A 13882-nucleotide genomic window follows, 5' to 3' on the forward strand; every position below is an offset into this window, starting at 1 on the left:
AGCCCCTGGTACCGCCATGCAAGATTTAAACGACCTGTACTTTTTTTCTCAGGTGGTAGAGCACGGCGGTTTCAGCGCCGCGGCACGCGCCCTGGATATCCCCAAATCGCGCCTGTCGCGGCGCATTGCCCATCTGGAAGAAACGCTGGGCGTGCGACTGCTGCAACGTACGACCCGTCGACTGCGGCTGACCCTGGCGGGCGAACGTTATCTGCATTATTGCCGCGAAATGACGGCATCTGCCCGCGCAGCAGAAGAAGCCATGCGCCAGCTGCAATCGCAGCCCTGCGGGCCCGTCATCATCAGTTGTCCCATTTCCATTGCGCAGCAAATGCTGGCGCAACTGCTGCCGGAATTTCTGGACACCTGGCCATCAGTGTCCGTACAGGTGTTGGCCACGAATCGCCGCGTCGACCTGATCCGCGAAGGGGTCGATCTCGCGTTACGCGTGCGTACGCGGCTGGACACCGACGCGGAACTGGTCGTCAAGCATTTGGGTGAGGATAGCAGCACCATGGTCGCAAGCCCGGCGTACCTGGAGCGCAACGGCACCCCGGAAACACCACAAGACTTGTCCGCGCACGCGACGCTGAGCTTTAACGACCCTCAAACCGACGTGCGCTGGCGGCTGCGTAATGCCGCCAATGAAGAAGTCGAGGTGTCAGTGCAGCCGCGGCTGTGCTGCAATGATTTCATCGTGCTGACCGAAGCTGCCGTACGTGGCCGCGGAATCGCCCTGTTGCCCAGCGTGGCAATCTATGACGCATTACGGCAAGGCCAGTTAGTGCAAGTGTTACCGGAATGGCGTGCGCCCACGGGTATCGTGCACTGCATCTATCCCTCGCGCCGAGGCATGTCGCCGGCGGTACGGGCGCTGCTGAACTTTATTTCGGAACGACTGCCCGGGGTGTATGCCAGGACGATAAATACCGGCGAGATGGGGGTCTAGTCCTTGGCGGCGCCAGACGAGATGTCCCTGGGCATCGCCAACGGCAGCCACAACACGGCCGCCAACCCGACTCCGCCCTGAGTATTGGGCTCTCCATCACGCAACGTGATATCGCCCGCATTGCGGCGCGCATAGGCACGGGCAATGGACAATCCCAATCCCGATCCCGATGAAACCGAACCGCGCCCGGAACCCAGACGGTCAAAACGGGCAAATGCGCGATGGCGTGATGCCACATCAATGCCAGGACCGTTATCGGATACCGAGACCTCTGCCCGATCGCCAGCCAAGGCCGCCGATACGGTGATCCGCGCCCCCACAGGGGCATAATGAATGGCGTTGTGCAAGAGATTCGATAACGCCTCATGCAGCTCGGCCTCGCTGCCGAACACAGGCAACACCGGTACTACGGAGGCACTTTCGTCCCCATCACGGGCCTCACCCATCTCGGCGATGGTATCGGACGCCTCTGTGCTTTCTGCGGCACGCGATGCATGGGCATTGAGGATTGGCGCGTCGGTGGGCTCAGCCGCCACCCAACCCAGATCTTGCCCTTTTTCATGTGACAACGGCAGATATTGCAAAACGACATTGCGTGCCACGTCATTCAGATCCAATAGCTGGCGAGGTGTCGAATCCTCCTGGCTGGCATGTGCCAACGACAATAACTGCTCGGTCAAGCGCCGTGTTCGCCCCAATTGATCCACGATGGCGCGCAGGCCTTCCTGGGCGCGTTGGGGATCAGGCTCGCGCAGCGCATATTGCGCCTGCGTGAGAATGATCGCCATTGGTGTGCGCAACTGATGCGAAGCATCGGCCAGGAATTGGGCCTGCTCATCCAACACCCGCCTATGCCGTTCGATGTGATAGTTGACTGCCTCGACCAGAGGGATCACCTCGCTGGGAACCCGCGCCGCATCCAGCGGCGTCATGTCTTCTGGCGAGCGAACACGGATATCATTGCGCAACCTGGTCAACGGACGCAATGACCAGGCCACCCCCCACCACACCAGAATGGCAACCAGCGCCAACATGCGCGCATCACGCAATAACTCCTGGCGCCGGGCGGCCTCCTCAGCCTGCAACCGCCGTCCAATACTTTCGGCGACGAGCACCAACACCTGACGGTGCTGGCCGCGATAATACAAATCGCGCAACACGGCTACCACGCGAACCGGATCATCACGATAGACGCTGTTGAAAAACATGGGCTCGCCGCGGGTGGAGGGCCAAGCGGGAGGGCGAGGCAATTCGGGCATACCGGCCAGCGTCCGGCCAGAGGGCGGTACGACTTCGGATCCCTCGGGAAGCGGGGGGGAGATTTCCTCGATGCGAAAATATTTCCGCAACCCCGCCTTGGACTCGAGGATCACCTGCGCATACACCGGCGTGGCCACGATCAACTGCCCGGCGTCGGTAAATTCGATACTGCTTTCCAACACCCGCGCAGGCTCGAGCAGCGCGCTGTCGTAGGCTTCGTTGGTGATCGCAGACAAGGTCCGATAATCGTTCCAGCTATCGATCACCAGCAACAGGATCACCCCTGGCAGCAACAGGGTGATCAACAACGTCCGAATGCCGAACAACGGCAAGCGAAACCGGTCAGAGCTCGGCAGTTTCACTGACGCTGCTTTCCAGCATGTATCCCAATCCGCGCACCGTCACAATGCGCACGTCGCTACCCGCGAGTTTTTTGCGCAACCGATGCAACACGACTTCGATAGCGTCCAGACTGGACTCGCTGTCCTGGGTGAATACCTTGCCGAACAACTGGGCCTTGTCCACGGGATAGCCGCTACGCGTCAGCAACGCCACCAAGGCGGCGTGCTCGCGGGGCGTGAGCAGTAGCAAAGCACCGTCCAGGGTAAAGGCACGGCTCTCGCCGTCATAAGACAGCGACCCGCATTGCAGCCGTGGCTGCTGGCGCCCCCGGCTGCGCCGCACCAAGGCCGCGACACGAGCCTCGAGTTCTTCGAGCGCGAATGGCTTGGTCAGGAAATCGTCGGCGCCGAGATTGAGCCCACGCACCCGGTCTTGCAAGGCGCCCTGCGCCGTCAGCAACAGTACGGGCGTGCGGTCGTCACGATTACGCATGTCGCGCAGCACCACCAGCCCGTGCTTGTCGGGCAAGCGCAGGTCCATGACGATGGCGTCGTATTCGTGAGTGCTCATCATGGCCTCGGCGCTGCGAGCGTCTGGCGCATGATCGGGGGTAAACCCGCTCTGCGCCAACGCCCGAACCAGCCACGAGGCCATTTCGAGCTCGTCTTCAACCAGCAATATGCGCATGGCCGTCTGAGTCGGCAGAAAGGCTATCGGCAACGCGTGCCGGGCCATGAACCCGTTGGCGCAGATAGCGGGTTTCGTGCTGGCGCCGGAACAAAATGCTCGAGAGCTCGTTCAGGGCCAGGGTATATACCTCGCGCTTGAACTCAATGACCGCGTCCAGAGGCACCCAATACTGGCTCCAGCGCCAAGCATCGAACTCCGGATGCTGCGTCGCGCGCAGGCACACGTCGCAGTCGCGCCCCACTAGACGCAACAAAAACCAGATCTGCTTTTGACCCTTATAGTGCCCTCGCCACTCTCGCCGGACGAAATGGTCCGGCACGTTATAACGCAACCAATCACGTGTGCGCCCCAAAATACGGACATGTTCAGGCTTTAAGCCTACTTCTTCGTGGAGCTCGCGATACATGGCCTGCACCGGGCTTTCGCCATATTTGATGCCGCCCTGCGGAAACTGCCAAGCATGTTCCCGGATTCGCTTGCCCCAAAAGACCTCGTTTTTGCTGTTGACGAGAATAATGCCGACATTGGGACGGTAGCCTTCACGATCAAGCATGGCCACCCCCACCGAATTCAATACAATTACAGTCGATTATACGTATCCATAGCCACCTTTAACTATGCGCGCATCTACCTACCATCTCAACACGCTGAAAGAAGCCCCCTCCGAAGCCGAAGTCGTCAGCCACCAACTGATGACCCGGGCCGGCATGATCCGCAAATTAGCGGGTGGGATTTACACCTATATGCCCCTGGGCCTGAAGGTCATCCGCAAAATCGAAGCCATCGTCCGCGACGAAATGAACGCGGCGGGCGGGATCGAGCTGCTGATGCCCGTGGTGCAGCCCGCCGAGCTCTGGCAGGAATCCGGCCGCTGGGTGCAATACGGCGCGGAATTGCTGCGCATCAAGGACCGCCATCAGCGCGATTTCGTCCTGCAACCGACCTCGGAAGAAGTCATTACCGATATCGCCCGCAACGAAATCCACAGCTATCGGCAATTGCCCCTGAATTTCTATCACATCCAGACCAAGTTCCGAGACGAGCGCCGCCCCCGTTTCGGGCTGATGCGTGGCCGGGAATTCACCATGAAGGATGCGTATTCGTTCGATCGCGACGAGGCCAGCGCCCAGCAAAGCTACGACAAGATGTATGACGCGTACATGCGCATTTTCAGCCGTCTGGGGCTGGAATTCCGTGCTGTTGCAGCCGATACGGGCTCGATTGGCGGCACACGCAGCCACGAGTTCCAGGTCATCGCCGACACGGGCGAGGACCTGCTGGCGTACAACCCCGACTCCCAGTATGCCGCCAATATCGAATTGGCCGAGGCCCCCTGCCTGCTGGCCGAGCGGGCGGCGCCGGCCCAGACGCTTGAGGCCACTCCCACCCCTGGGGCCGCCAAATGCGAGGACGTCGCCAAACTGCTGGGGCTGCCCCTGGAGCGCACCCTCAAATCGCTGGTGCTGGCGACCGAACCCGAGCCCGGCAAGGTTCAGATCTGGCTGCTGATGCTGCGTGGCGACCACGAACTCAACGAAATCAAAGCCGGCAAAATCCCCGGCCTGGCAGACTTCCGCTTTGCCACCGAATCCGAAATCGTAGAGCATTTTGGCTGCAAACCCGGCTATCTGGGCCCGATCGGCACGGCGCTGCCGGTACGCGTCGTAGCGGACCGCACAGTCGCCAACATGGCGGATTTTGTCTGCGGCGCCAATCGCGAGGACTACCACTACACCGGCGCCAACTGGGGCCGGGACCTGCCGGAACCCGAAATCGTCGCTGACCTGCGCAACGTGGTGGCCGGAGACCCGTCGCCCGATGGCGTGGGCCATCTGGCGATCCAGCGCGGCATCGAGGTAGGACACGTCTTTTTCTTGGGTACGAAGTACTCCGACGCACTCAAGGCGACCTTCCTGGACGAGACCGGCAAGCCCGCCACCCTGCAAATGGGCTGCTACGGCATCGGGATCACCCGAATCGCAGGCGCAGCCATTGAACAAAATCACGATGGACGCGGCATCCTCTGGCCCAGGGCCATCGCCCCGTTCGAAGTCGTGATTTGCCCGGTAGGCTGGGGTAAAAATGAAACTGTTCGTAACGAGGCCGTAAAACTCTATGACGAACTGCGCGCCCGTGGCGTGGACGTCATTTTGGATGATCGTGACGCCAGGCCAGGGGTTATGTTCGCTGAATGGGAGCTGATAGGGGTCCCTTTGCGCGTAACAGTTGGAGAACGCGGCCTGAACGACGGTGTGGTGGAATTGCAGGCCCGTCGCGAAAGCGATGCTGTAAAAATTCCTGTCGAGTCGGCCCTGAATAAGGTGCTGGACAAGCTGGAAACGCTGTAGACTGCCCAGCCCACCAAGCTAGGCGTGCTGATAAGGCTGCTCTCTCACTGTGATTGAATCGACGTTCACCGAAGCCATCTTTAATATCCGTGTCTATTACGAAGACACGGATGCGGGTGGCGTCGTGTTCTACGCCAACTATCTGAAATTCCTGGAACGCGCACGCACCGAATGGCTGCGCGAACTGGGCGTTCAGCAGTCGGCATTGGTCGCAGACGAAGCACGGATGTTTGTCGTCCATTCGCTGGACATGTCATACCGTAAACCGGCACGGTTGGACGATTTGATTACCATACGCAGCCGAGTGACCCGAGTGGGCCGCGCGTCGATACATTTCGACCAACGTGCGGAACGCGACGGGGAACTGCTCGCGCATGGCAATATCCAAATCTGTTGTGTCGATGCAGTGCATCTGCGTCCGGCGGCATTACCTGCCGTCGTACGCGCCAAATTGGAATCCCTTCAGGAATAACCCATGCAAGTCTCCAACGACATGTCGTTGATTTCGCTGGTCACGCACGCCAGCCTCCCCGTCCAGCTCATCATGTTGCTGCTGCTGGCCATTTCCATCATGTCCTGGACATATATCTTCGCCAAACGGCTGGCTATCAAACGTGCACACAGCCAGACCCGCCGTTTCGAAGACGATTTCTGGTCGGGTGGAGATCTGTCGATGCTGCAACAGGCCGTCGCCAGCCGTCGTGACGAACAGGGCGCCCTGGCCCGCATCTTCGATGCCGGCATGACCGAATTCCTGAAAGCGCGCCGCACCAACACCAACGGCGACGTCAACACCATTCTGGATGGCCCGCGCCGTGCCATGCGTGCTGCATATCAGCGCGAAATGGACTCGCTGGAGTCCCACCTCAACTTCCTGGCCTCGGCCGGCTCGGTCAGCCCCTATATCGGCCTGCTGGGTACGGTGTGGGGCATCATGCACGCTTTCATCGGCTTGTCGAACATGCAGCAGGCCACGCTGGCCTCGGTAGCCCCTGGTATTGCCGAAGCGCTGATCGCCACCGCCATCGGTCTGTTTGCCGCCATCCCGGCGGTCGTGGCCTATAACCGCTACACGCACGATATCGACCGCCTGTCGATTCGTTTCGACAGCTTTGTCGATGAATTCCTGAACATCCTCCAACGCCAGGTGCGCTAATGCCTTCGGTACGGTCGAACGGCCGCGCGGGCCGACGCATGAAGGCCGACATCAATGTCGTGCCCTACATTGACGTGATGCTGGTGCTGCTGGTGATCTTCATGGTCACCGCCCCGCTGATCACCCCCGGCCTGATCAACCTCCCGTCGGTGGGCCAGGCCTCGGATGTGCCTGCGACGCCGCTGGAGGTCCAGATCTCGGAAGACGGCCAGTTGGCGTTGCGCATGCGCGAGGCCGGCGCCACGCTGCAGGACATCCCGCGCGACCAACTGGTCGATCAGGTCCGTCAACGAATCACCGCCGAAACTCCTGTGGTCATCGCCGCAGACGGCAAGGTGCCCTACGAAACCGTGGTCAAAGTCATGGACGAATTGCGCAGCAATGGCGTGACGCGCCTGGGCCTGCTGGTTGACCAAGGCGGCGCTGCCGCACAGCAATCGACCCAGCCCGCACCACAGCAAACCAGAGGGCGCTGACGCGCTGGTGCGCGCCGCTTTGCCACATCATTTATGACCCCGCCTCTCTTTCGACACGACAGCACCGCGCCGCACTCTCCCGCCGCGCAAGACAATCGCAAAGCGCTGGGCCTGGCTATCCTGGCGCACGTGCTGCTGCTGATCGCCCTGATTTTTGGTGTCAGTTGGCATACCGAAAATCCCGGCCCGGTCCAGGTAGAACTATGGGCCAGCGGCGATACGCCCAATTCCCGTCCTCCCGAAGAGCAGCCCGACGAACCCAAAGTCACGCCCGAACCTCAGCCGCCTGAGCCACAACCCGAACCTGAGCCCGAGCCCGAGCCCACGCCTCAGCCAGAACCTGAGCCGCAGCCCGAGCCCCAGCCCCAAACCCCGCCGCCAGTGGCCCAACCTGATCCTCAGCCCGATCCCGAAATCGCGCTCGAGGCCGCGCGTAAAAAGCGCGAACAAGAGGAAAAAGCCCGATTGGCCGCTGAGGCTGCAGCGGAAAAGGCCCGCCAAGACGAAATACGCAAACAAGCCGAGCTGAAAGAACAGCAACGCCTGGAACAAGAGCGCAAAGAAGCGGAAGCCGAAAAAGCCGCAGAGGCCAAGAAAGCAGCCGCTGAAAAGGCCGCCGCTCAAAAGGCGGCAGCAGAAAAAGCCGCGGCAGAGAAAGCAGCAGCAGAAAAAGCGGCCGCACAAAAAGCGGCCACAGAAAAGGCTGCCGCCGAGAAAAAGGCCGCCGCAGAGAAGGCCGCAGCAGAAAAAGCCGCTGCCGAGAAGAAGGCCGCGGCAGAGAAAGCCGCAGCAGAAAAGAAAGCGGCAGCAGAAAAAGCAGCCGCTGCGAAAAAGGCAGCCGCCGACAAAGCCCTGCGCGACGCCATGCGAGGCGATGCCCTGGGCGCCGCCGGTATCCCGGGCGGCACGGCCGACCGCAACCAGCGAGGCGGTGGCGGCAATGACAGCGGCTATGCCGCCAAGGTGCGCACCTGCGTACGCCCCGGCGTGGTGTTTGATACGCCTGCCCGCAGCGGTTCGGCTAACCCGACAGCCCAATACCGGGTACAGTTGAGTTCAGACGGCAAGGTAACTGGCTTGAATCTGACCGGCTCGTCGGGCAACTCCGTATTTGACCGTGCGGTCGAAACGGGTATCCGGCGCTGCAATCCGTTCCCCAAACCCTCGACGGGCGCCTATCCGTCCGTTATTGATGTTGTGTACAGAATGTATGACTGACAGGAGATTGCTGATAATGACTCCCGCCTCCAGCCGCCCCTCGACCCCGGGGCTTGCGCGTGCCTATGGCATGCTATTTACCCTGCTGACGGCAATCGCTCTGCTGGTCTGGCAGCCCGCTCACGCCCAATTGCGGGTTGATATCTCTGGAACCGGGGCCACCCAGTATCCAGTGGCGATCGCCGATTTCGCGGTAGATGACGTGCACGGCCGCGCTATTGCGGACGTTATTCGCGCCGATTTGACCCGGACGGGCCAATTTCGCCTGATCAACGCCTCCGGCGCCGGGCTGAACGTGGACTCGCAGGTCAACTATGACGATTGGCGCAACAAGGGTGCCGATTTCCTGGCCTATGGCAGCATCACCCGCGGCGCCGATGGCCGCTACGACGTGCGCTACCGCCTGGGCGATACCATCAAGAAAGGCCAATTGGACGGCGTTGCCTTCTCCGGCAGCGAACAGGAACTGCGTCGCGTCGCGCACCAGATCGCTGACCGCATTTACGAGAAGATCACCGGCGTTCGCGGCGTGTTTTCGACGCGTATTGCCTATGTGCTCAAGCGTGGCAACACCTATGAACTGCAAATCGCCGATGCCGATGGCCAGAATCCGCAAGTCGCCCTGCGCTCGCGCGAGCCGGTCATCTCGCCGGCCTGGTCGCCTGATGGCGGGAAACTCGCCTACGTGAGCTTCGAATCGGGCAAACCTGTTGTTTATGTGCACACCCTGGCAACCAGCGCCCGCATCCCTGTTGCAAATTTCAAAGGCAACAACAGCGCCCCCGCCTGGTCGCCTGATGGATCCAAACTCGCGGTGGCTCTGACCCGCGATGGTTTGTCGCAAATTTACATCGTTGGTGCTGACGGAAACTCGAATATGCGCCGTTTAACGCGTTCTCCGGGCATTGACACCGAACCGATCTTTACGCCGGATGGCCGTTCTATTATCTTTACGAGTGATCGCAGCGGTGGACCGCAAATCTATCAAACCAGCCTCGACGGAGGCGATGCCCGTCGGCTGACTTTTAACGGTAGTTACAACATCTCACCCCGAATTTCCCCCGACGGTTCCACGCTGCTGTACGTTTCCAAACGCGACGGCGCGTTCCGCATCGCATCACTACAACTGGCCTCTGGCAACGAAGCCCTGCTGACCGATGGTCGTGATGACCAGTCACCCAGCTTTGCTCCCAATGGCATGCAAATCCTGTACGCTGCAGTGCAAAACGGCCGCAGCGTGCTGGCAGGAGTATCTAGTGATGGACGTGTGCGGCAAACGCTCTCCGTACTGAACGGGGAAATACGTGAACCCACGTGGGGCCCTTTTACCCGCTAAACACGCATGACCCTTCTTTGCAAAGGAAACATCATGAAGACGCGCATTGCCAAAAGCTTGACCATTGCCGCCTTGGCCGCCACGTTGGCAGCTTGCAGTTCGGTACCGCTAGATGACCAAAACGCTGGTTCGACCACGGGCAGCGGCACAGGTGGCTCGGCCTCCGGCCAGATCCTGGATCCGTTCAACCCGCAAAGCATCCTGGCGCAACAACGCTCGGTATACTTTGATTTCGACAGCTACACGGTGCCTGAACAGTACCGCAGCCTGGTGGAAACCCACGCCCGTTACCTGGCTTCGCACCAGCAACAGCGCGTGCAGCTCCAGGGCAACACTGACGAACGCGGCGGCGCCGAATACAATCTGGCCTTGGGCCAACGCCGTGCCGACGCAGTGCGTCGCATGATGACGCTGCTGGGCGCCACGGATGCTCAGATCGAGACCATCAGCTTCGGCAAGGAAAAACCCCGTTCGACGGGCTCCAGCGAAGCTGATTTCGCGGAAAACCGCCGCGCCGATATCGAATATCAGCGCTAAGCTTTTCGCGCACTAGCTCTGCCGCGCGTCGGAACGGTCAAGCGGCCGTTCCGACGCTTTTGTTTTTTTGGACTCTGGAATTTCTCATGCGCAATAAAGTCTTGCCCCTGCGTACCCTGGTCATCTCAGTCGCTCTGGCTACCACAGCCCTCGCTGCCCCTGCCCAGGCTTTTGCCGACGATGAGGCCCGCCGGGCCATTCTGGACTTGCGCGAACAAGTAAGACAACAAAACGAACAAAATCAACGTGCACGGCTGCAACTGGCGGATCAGATGCAGGCGATGCAGCAGGAGATCACGCAGTTGCGTGAGCAGTTGGAATTGGTGTCGCGCCAGCAGCCTAGCGGGCAGGCAAGCCACGGTTCGGCGAATCCGCCTGGAGCCACGGCTAGCGATCCCAGCGAGCAGTCGGCCTATGATGGCGCGATCGATCAATTCCGCCAGGCGCAATACCAGGACGCGGCTGATTCGTTCGCCGCGTTTCTCGCGTTGTATCCCAATAGCCAGTTGGCACCGACGGCCAAGTTTTATCTGGGCAGCAGCCGGTATGCAATCAAGGACTATAAGGGCGCTATCGAAGAGCTGAATCAGCTGGTGCAGCAGACGCCTAATGATGCCCGGGCGCCGGATGCGTTGCTGGTGATTGCTGGTAGCCAGATCGAGCTGAACAACCGGACGGGGGCTAAGGCTTCGCTGGAGCGGATTGTTAAGAATTATCCTAATAGTCAGGCGGCGGGGACGGCTAAGAATCGGTTGCAGTTGCTGCAGTAGAGGGATTGCGCTGGCATGGGGGGCTATTCTCATGCTGGCACGGAGGATCTCTATTAAGCCGTCCCTGTCGGGTGCCGGGCAGCCACGCCGGCCCTATCGCAGCGGCTCGGCGCAAGACCAGGCGCCGAGGTCCCCTTCGGGGACTGCCCGCCGCTCAACGGGCCGGCGTGGCTGCCCGGCACCCGACAGGGACTCATAGCAGTGAATTGCCTAGGGCGTTGTCTACTAGCCTGCTGAAGCGATCAGTAGCGCTGCGACGCCGATGATGATCAGGGCGATGCCTAACAGTTCTCGGCGGCTGGTGGCGTGTGAGAAGACGCGGCGGGAGAGGATTTGGGCGAATAGGACTTCTACTAGGCCTAGGGTACGGACATTCGCGGCGGCGGTGAGGGCGAAGCCGATGAACCAGCCCTGAGAGGCCGTAGCACCCAACAGGCCACCCCAGATGGAAGCGCGCCAGGCCGCCATGCAGGCGATGAGCAGGGTGCGGTTGAACAGGATCATCCAGACGGCCAGGATCAAGGTCTGTATGCCCAGGGACCACGCCAGCGTCCAAGTGGCTTGCAGGACAAAGCCGCCGCTGTCCAGCGTCAGAATCGCGCCGCGAAAACCGATGGCGGACAGGGCAAAGCAGGCGCCGGACACGAGGCCCAGCAATGCCGGGCGCAGGCTGCCACGGCCGGTGGCAGAGGCAGGGTTGCCTGACATCAGGACGACGCCTAATGTGGCGAGGATGACGGCCAACACGCCTGTGATCAATAGCGGATCACCCAGGACGACGAAGCCAAACAAGGCAACCTGGATCGGCTCTGTTTTGGTCCAGGCGGTGACGACGACAAAGGAACGCTCTCGCATGGCGGCGAGCATGAGCCCGGTAGCGGCGATCTGCGCGACGGCGCCGCCGACGACAAAGAGCAGGAATTCTGAATGAATGCCTGGTAGCGGGCCTCCGTCGATGGCAAATACGATGGCCAGAAACAGAAGCGCGAACGGGAATCCGAAGAGGAACCGAACTTGCGTTGCCCCCAAGGTGCCCAGCGTAGTCGTCAGGCTGCGTTGCACCGCGTTACGGCCGGCTTGGGCGGCCGCAGCCGCCAAGGTGGCGGGAATCCAGACCCAGGTCCAATCCGTCATTCTGGCGCCTTTTCAGCAGCGGGAATACGTAATGCCACATCGGCCAAGGGTGCGCCCGTCATGGCGGCCAACTGTTGCGGGCTCAGGCGGAATACCGCGTGCGGATGACCCGCCGCGGCCCACAAGGTGTCGTATTGAAAAAGGTCCTCATCGAGCAGCATGACGGGTTTGACCGCATGACCGATGGGGCACACGCCGCCGATGGCGTAGCCGGTCATCTCTCGCACAAACCGCGCATCGGCCTTGCCCAGCTCGCCCACGACCTCGGCGACTTTGGCTTCGTCGACGCGATTGGCGCCGCTGGCGATAACCAGTACCGGTGCATCATCGGAGCGACGCCGAAAGATGATGGATTTGGCGATTTGAGCGACCTCGCAACCCAGGCCCTGGGCGGCCTCTGCCGAGGTACGGCCGGTTTGCGGCAGGATGACGATGGGATGCTCGTGGCCCAATGATTGCAGCAATTGGGCCACACGCTGTGCAGATTCGGGTAAAGCAGAGGCAGATTCAGCTGACATGCTTGGCGATTCCGTGTGATCGAATACATCGCGCCCGGCAATACGGCGCGAGGGCAATGAGTGTATCAGCGACTGGCGCGCAAAGACCTGAAACCACCCAGGGCGCTAGAATCACGAGCTTGATTCCCCCTGTGCCCGCCATGCGTTCCGAACCTCAACTACCCCTGCAGACCGCTTATATCAATGATTACGCGATGACCTACACCGAACATGGGCAGGGCACGCCGCTGGTGCTGGTGCATGGCTCGTTGTGCGACTGCCGGTATTGGAAATCTCAGATGGGGCCGCTGGGCCGATCCTTTCGCGTGCTGGCGCCCAGCCTGCGCCACTATTGGCCGCAGGAGTGGGGCGGAGGTCCCTTTTCAGTCGATCAACACGTCGACGACCTGCTGGCCTTTATCGAGACAGTCGGCGAAGGCGCAGCGCATGTCGTCGGCCACTCTCGTGGCGCCCGTGTCACCCTCGAAGCCGCCCTGCGTGAACCCAGGCGCGTCCGAACGCTGACACTCGCGGATCCGGGGCCGCTGGCCCCCAACCCGTCCACAGATGATCGTGGCGGCTTTCGGCAGCGTTCACTGAAACTGATCGACGACGGCGAACTGGATGCCGGCCTGGCGCTCTTTGTCGACACCGTGTCCGGCCCCGACACATGGCGTCGCATGGTGCCTTGGTTTCAAGAAATGGTCCGAGACAATGCCACCACACTGCGCGGACAGGCCACCGAAATGCTCAACCCGCTGAGCCGCGAACAAATCCAAAAACTAGCCATGCCGCTGCTATTGATCGGCGGCGCGCTCAGCCCGGCCCCCTACCCCGCCGTGCTGCAAACGCTGTCAGAGTGGCTACCCTCGGCCCATAAAGAGGTCATCGTGGGCTCGTCACACGGCATGAACCTGGGCAACCCACGAGCCTTCAACAGTGCGATAGAGAACTTCTTGATCTGACACCGGCTCCCCGAGGCGGACCAAGATCGACTGTTGCAGCAGTTCATCCCTTCTCTCGTACCTCGTCATCCACGATCTACCGCCAGTTCCCTCTAACTCGGGCCCAGCAAATCAACGGTCCGACCCGTGCTCCTCTGGCCACCATAACAGCCGTTCGCTCCGCGAGCTCCGAAAAACGCGACCCTCGGCATACTTCCGAAGGCC

At 61.0% G+C, this 13882-nt stretch carries 15 protein-coding genes; 10 read left to right on the forward strand and 5 right to left on the reverse strand.

Annotation, left to right across the window (positions count from 1 at the left end; genetic code table 11):
• Positions 1-16: 16 nt before the first annotated feature.
• A complete protein-coding gene (locus ACYVI2_RS27820; RefSeq protein WP_415819267.1) occupies positions 17-949 on the forward strand; it encodes a LysR family transcriptional regulator in 933 nt (310 codons plus the stop codon).
• Here ACYVI2_RS27820 and ACYVI2_RS27825 read toward each other — a convergent pair.
• From ACYVI2_RS27825 to ACYVI2_RS27835, 3 genes are read right to left on the reverse strand one after another with little or no spacing between them, the layout of a single operon-like run.
• A complete protein-coding gene (locus tag ACYVI2_RS27825; protein WP_415819293.1) occupies positions 946-2535 on the reverse strand; it encodes a sensor histidine kinase in 1590 nt (529 codons plus the stop codon). The genes ACYVI2_RS27820 and ACYVI2_RS27825 overlap by 4 nt on opposite strands.
• A gap of 16 nt (positions 2536-2551) precedes the next feature.
• Positions 2552-3238 carry a response regulator gene (locus ACYVI2_RS27830; protein WP_415819266.1) on the reverse strand — a complete coding sequence of 229 codons (687 nt, stop codon included), beginning with the start codon at positions 3236-3238 and terminating at the stop codon, positions 2552-2554.
• Entirely contained in the window at positions 3219-3794 is a 576-nt protein-coding gene (locus ACYVI2_RS27835) for an RNA pyrophosphohydrolase (RefSeq protein ID WP_094819908.1), read from the reverse strand. The genes ACYVI2_RS27830 and ACYVI2_RS27835 overlap by 20 nt, the downstream gene beginning before the upstream one ends.
• Positions 3795-3858: 64 nt before the next feature.
• Between ACYVI2_RS27835 and ACYVI2_RS27840 the strand changes: the two genes are divergently transcribed.
• The 8 genes from ACYVI2_RS27840 to ybgF all read left to right on the forward strand — a co-directional run bounded on the left by ACYVI2_RS27840 (position 3859) and on the right by ybgF (position 11082).
• Positions 3859-5589, forward strand: a complete 1731-nt coding sequence (locus ACYVI2_RS27840; RefSeq protein WP_415819265.1) for a proline--tRNA ligase — start codon at positions 3859-3861, stop codon at positions 5587-5589.
• A gap of 52 nt (positions 5590-5641) precedes the next feature.
• Positions 5642-6061, forward strand: a complete 420-nt coding sequence (gene ybgC / locus ACYVI2_RS27845; protein WP_415819292.1) for a tol-pal system-associated acyl-CoA thioesterase — start codon at positions 5642-5644, stop codon at positions 6059-6061.
• A 3-nt stretch (positions 6062-6064) separates the two neighbouring features.
• Positions 6065-6745 carry a protein TolQ gene (gene tolQ / locus ACYVI2_RS27850; protein ID WP_415819264.1) on the forward strand — a complete coding sequence of 227 codons (681 nt, stop codon included), beginning with the start codon at positions 6065-6067 and terminating at the stop codon, positions 6743-6745.
• Entirely contained in the window at positions 6745-7221 is a 477-nt protein-coding gene (tolR, locus tag ACYVI2_RS27855; protein WP_094819866.1) for a protein TolR, read from the forward strand. The genes tolQ and tolR overlap by 1 nt, the downstream gene beginning before the upstream one ends.
• Positions 7222-7254: 33 nt before the next feature.
• On the forward strand, positions 7255-8439 hold the full coding sequence (gene tolA, locus ACYVI2_RS27860; protein WP_415819263.1) for a cell envelope integrity protein TolA: 1185 nt from the start codon (positions 7255-7257) through the stop codon (positions 8437-8439).
• A gap of 16 nt (positions 8440-8455) precedes the next feature.
• Entirely contained in the window at positions 8456-9775 is a 1320-nt protein-coding gene (gene tolB, locus ACYVI2_RS27865; protein WP_415819262.1) for a Tol-Pal system beta propeller repeat protein TolB, read from the forward strand.
• 33 nt (positions 9776-9808) lie between these two features.
• Positions 9809-10312 (forward strand): peptidoglycan-associated lipoprotein Pal, encoded by a 504-nt coding sequence (gene pal / locus ACYVI2_RS27870; protein ID WP_415819261.1) that lies wholly within the window; start codon positions 9809-9811, stop codon positions 10310-10312.
• 86 nt (positions 10313-10398) lie between these two features.
• On the forward strand, positions 10399-11082 hold the full coding sequence (gene ybgF, locus ACYVI2_RS27875) for a tol-pal system protein YbgF (protein ID WP_415819260.1): 684 nt from the start codon (positions 10399-10401) through the stop codon (positions 11080-11082).
• Positions 11083-11307: 225 nt separating this feature from the next.
• Here ybgF and ACYVI2_RS27880 read toward each other — a convergent pair whose 3' ends face one another.
• Positions 11308-12216, reverse strand: coding sequence for an EamA family transporter (locus tag ACYVI2_RS27880; protein ID WP_415819259.1), 909 nt, complete (start codon positions 12214-12216; stop codon positions 11308-11310).
• Positions 12213-12734: a YbaK/EbsC family protein gene (locus tag ACYVI2_RS27885; RefSeq protein ID WP_415819258.1), complete on the reverse strand. Its 522-nt coding sequence runs from the start codon at positions 12732-12734 to the stop codon at positions 12213-12215. Before ACYVI2_RS27885 ends, ACYVI2_RS27880 begins: the two co-directional genes overlap by 4 nt.
• 140 nt (positions 12735-12874) lie before the next feature.
• Here ACYVI2_RS27885 and ACYVI2_RS27890 point away from each other — a divergent pair, with 140 nt between their 5' ends.
• Positions 12875-13678 (forward strand): alpha/beta fold hydrolase, encoded by an 804-nt coding sequence (locus tag ACYVI2_RS27890; RefSeq protein ID WP_415819257.1) that lies wholly within the window; start codon positions 12875-12877, stop codon positions 13676-13678.
• Positions 13679-13882 lie beyond the last annotated feature (204 nt).

The sequence above is a fragment of the Bordetella tumbae genome, from assembly GCF_054780995.1.

Coding starts and splice junctions, on each gene's coding strand:
- ACYVI2_RS27820 (WP_415819267.1), top strand. CDS start 17: ATGCAAGATTTAAACGACCTGTACTTTTTTTCTCAGGTGGTAGAGCAC.
- ACYVI2_RS27830 (WP_415819266.1), bottom strand. CDS start 3,238: ATGCGCATATTGCTGGTTGAAGACGAGCTCGAAATGGCCTCGTGGCTG.
- ACYVI2_RS27835 (WP_094819908.1), bottom strand. CDS start 3,794: ATGCTTGATCGTGAAGGCTACCGTCCCAATGTCGGCATTATTCTCGTC.
- ACYVI2_RS27840 (WP_415819265.1), top strand. CDS start 3,859: ATGCGCGCATCTACCTACCATCTCAACACGCTGAAAGAAGCCCCCTCC.
- tolQ (WP_415819264.1), top strand. CDS start 6,065: ATGCAAGTCTCCAACGACATGTCGTTGATTTCGCTGGTCACGCACGCC.
- tolR (WP_094819866.1), top strand. CDS start 6,745: ATGCCTTCGGTACGGTCGAACGGCCGCGCGGGCCGACGCATGAAGGCC.
- tolA (WP_415819263.1), top strand. CDS start 7,255: ATGACCCCGCCTCTCTTTCGACACGACAGCACCGCGCCGCACTCTCCC.
- tolB (WP_415819262.1), top strand. CDS start 8,456: ATGACTCCCGCCTCCAGCCGCCCCTCGACCCCGGGGCTTGCGCGTGCC.
- pal (WP_415819261.1), top strand. CDS start 9,809: ATGAAGACGCGCATTGCCAAAAGCTTGACCATTGCCGCCTTGGCCGCC.
- ybgF (WP_415819260.1), top strand. CDS start 10,399: ATGCGCAATAAAGTCTTGCCCCTGCGTACCCTGGTCATCTCAGTCGCT.
- ACYVI2_RS27880 (WP_415819259.1), bottom strand. CDS start 12,216: ATGACGGATTGGACCTGGGTCTGGATTCCCGCCACCTTGGCGGCTGCG.
- ACYVI2_RS27885 (WP_415819258.1), bottom strand. CDS start 12,734: ATGTCAGCTGAATCTGCCTCTGCTTTACCCGAATCTGCACAGCGTGTG.
- ACYVI2_RS27890 (WP_415819257.1), top strand. CDS start 12,875: ATGCGTTCCGAACCTCAACTACCCCTGCAGACCGCTTATATCAATGAT.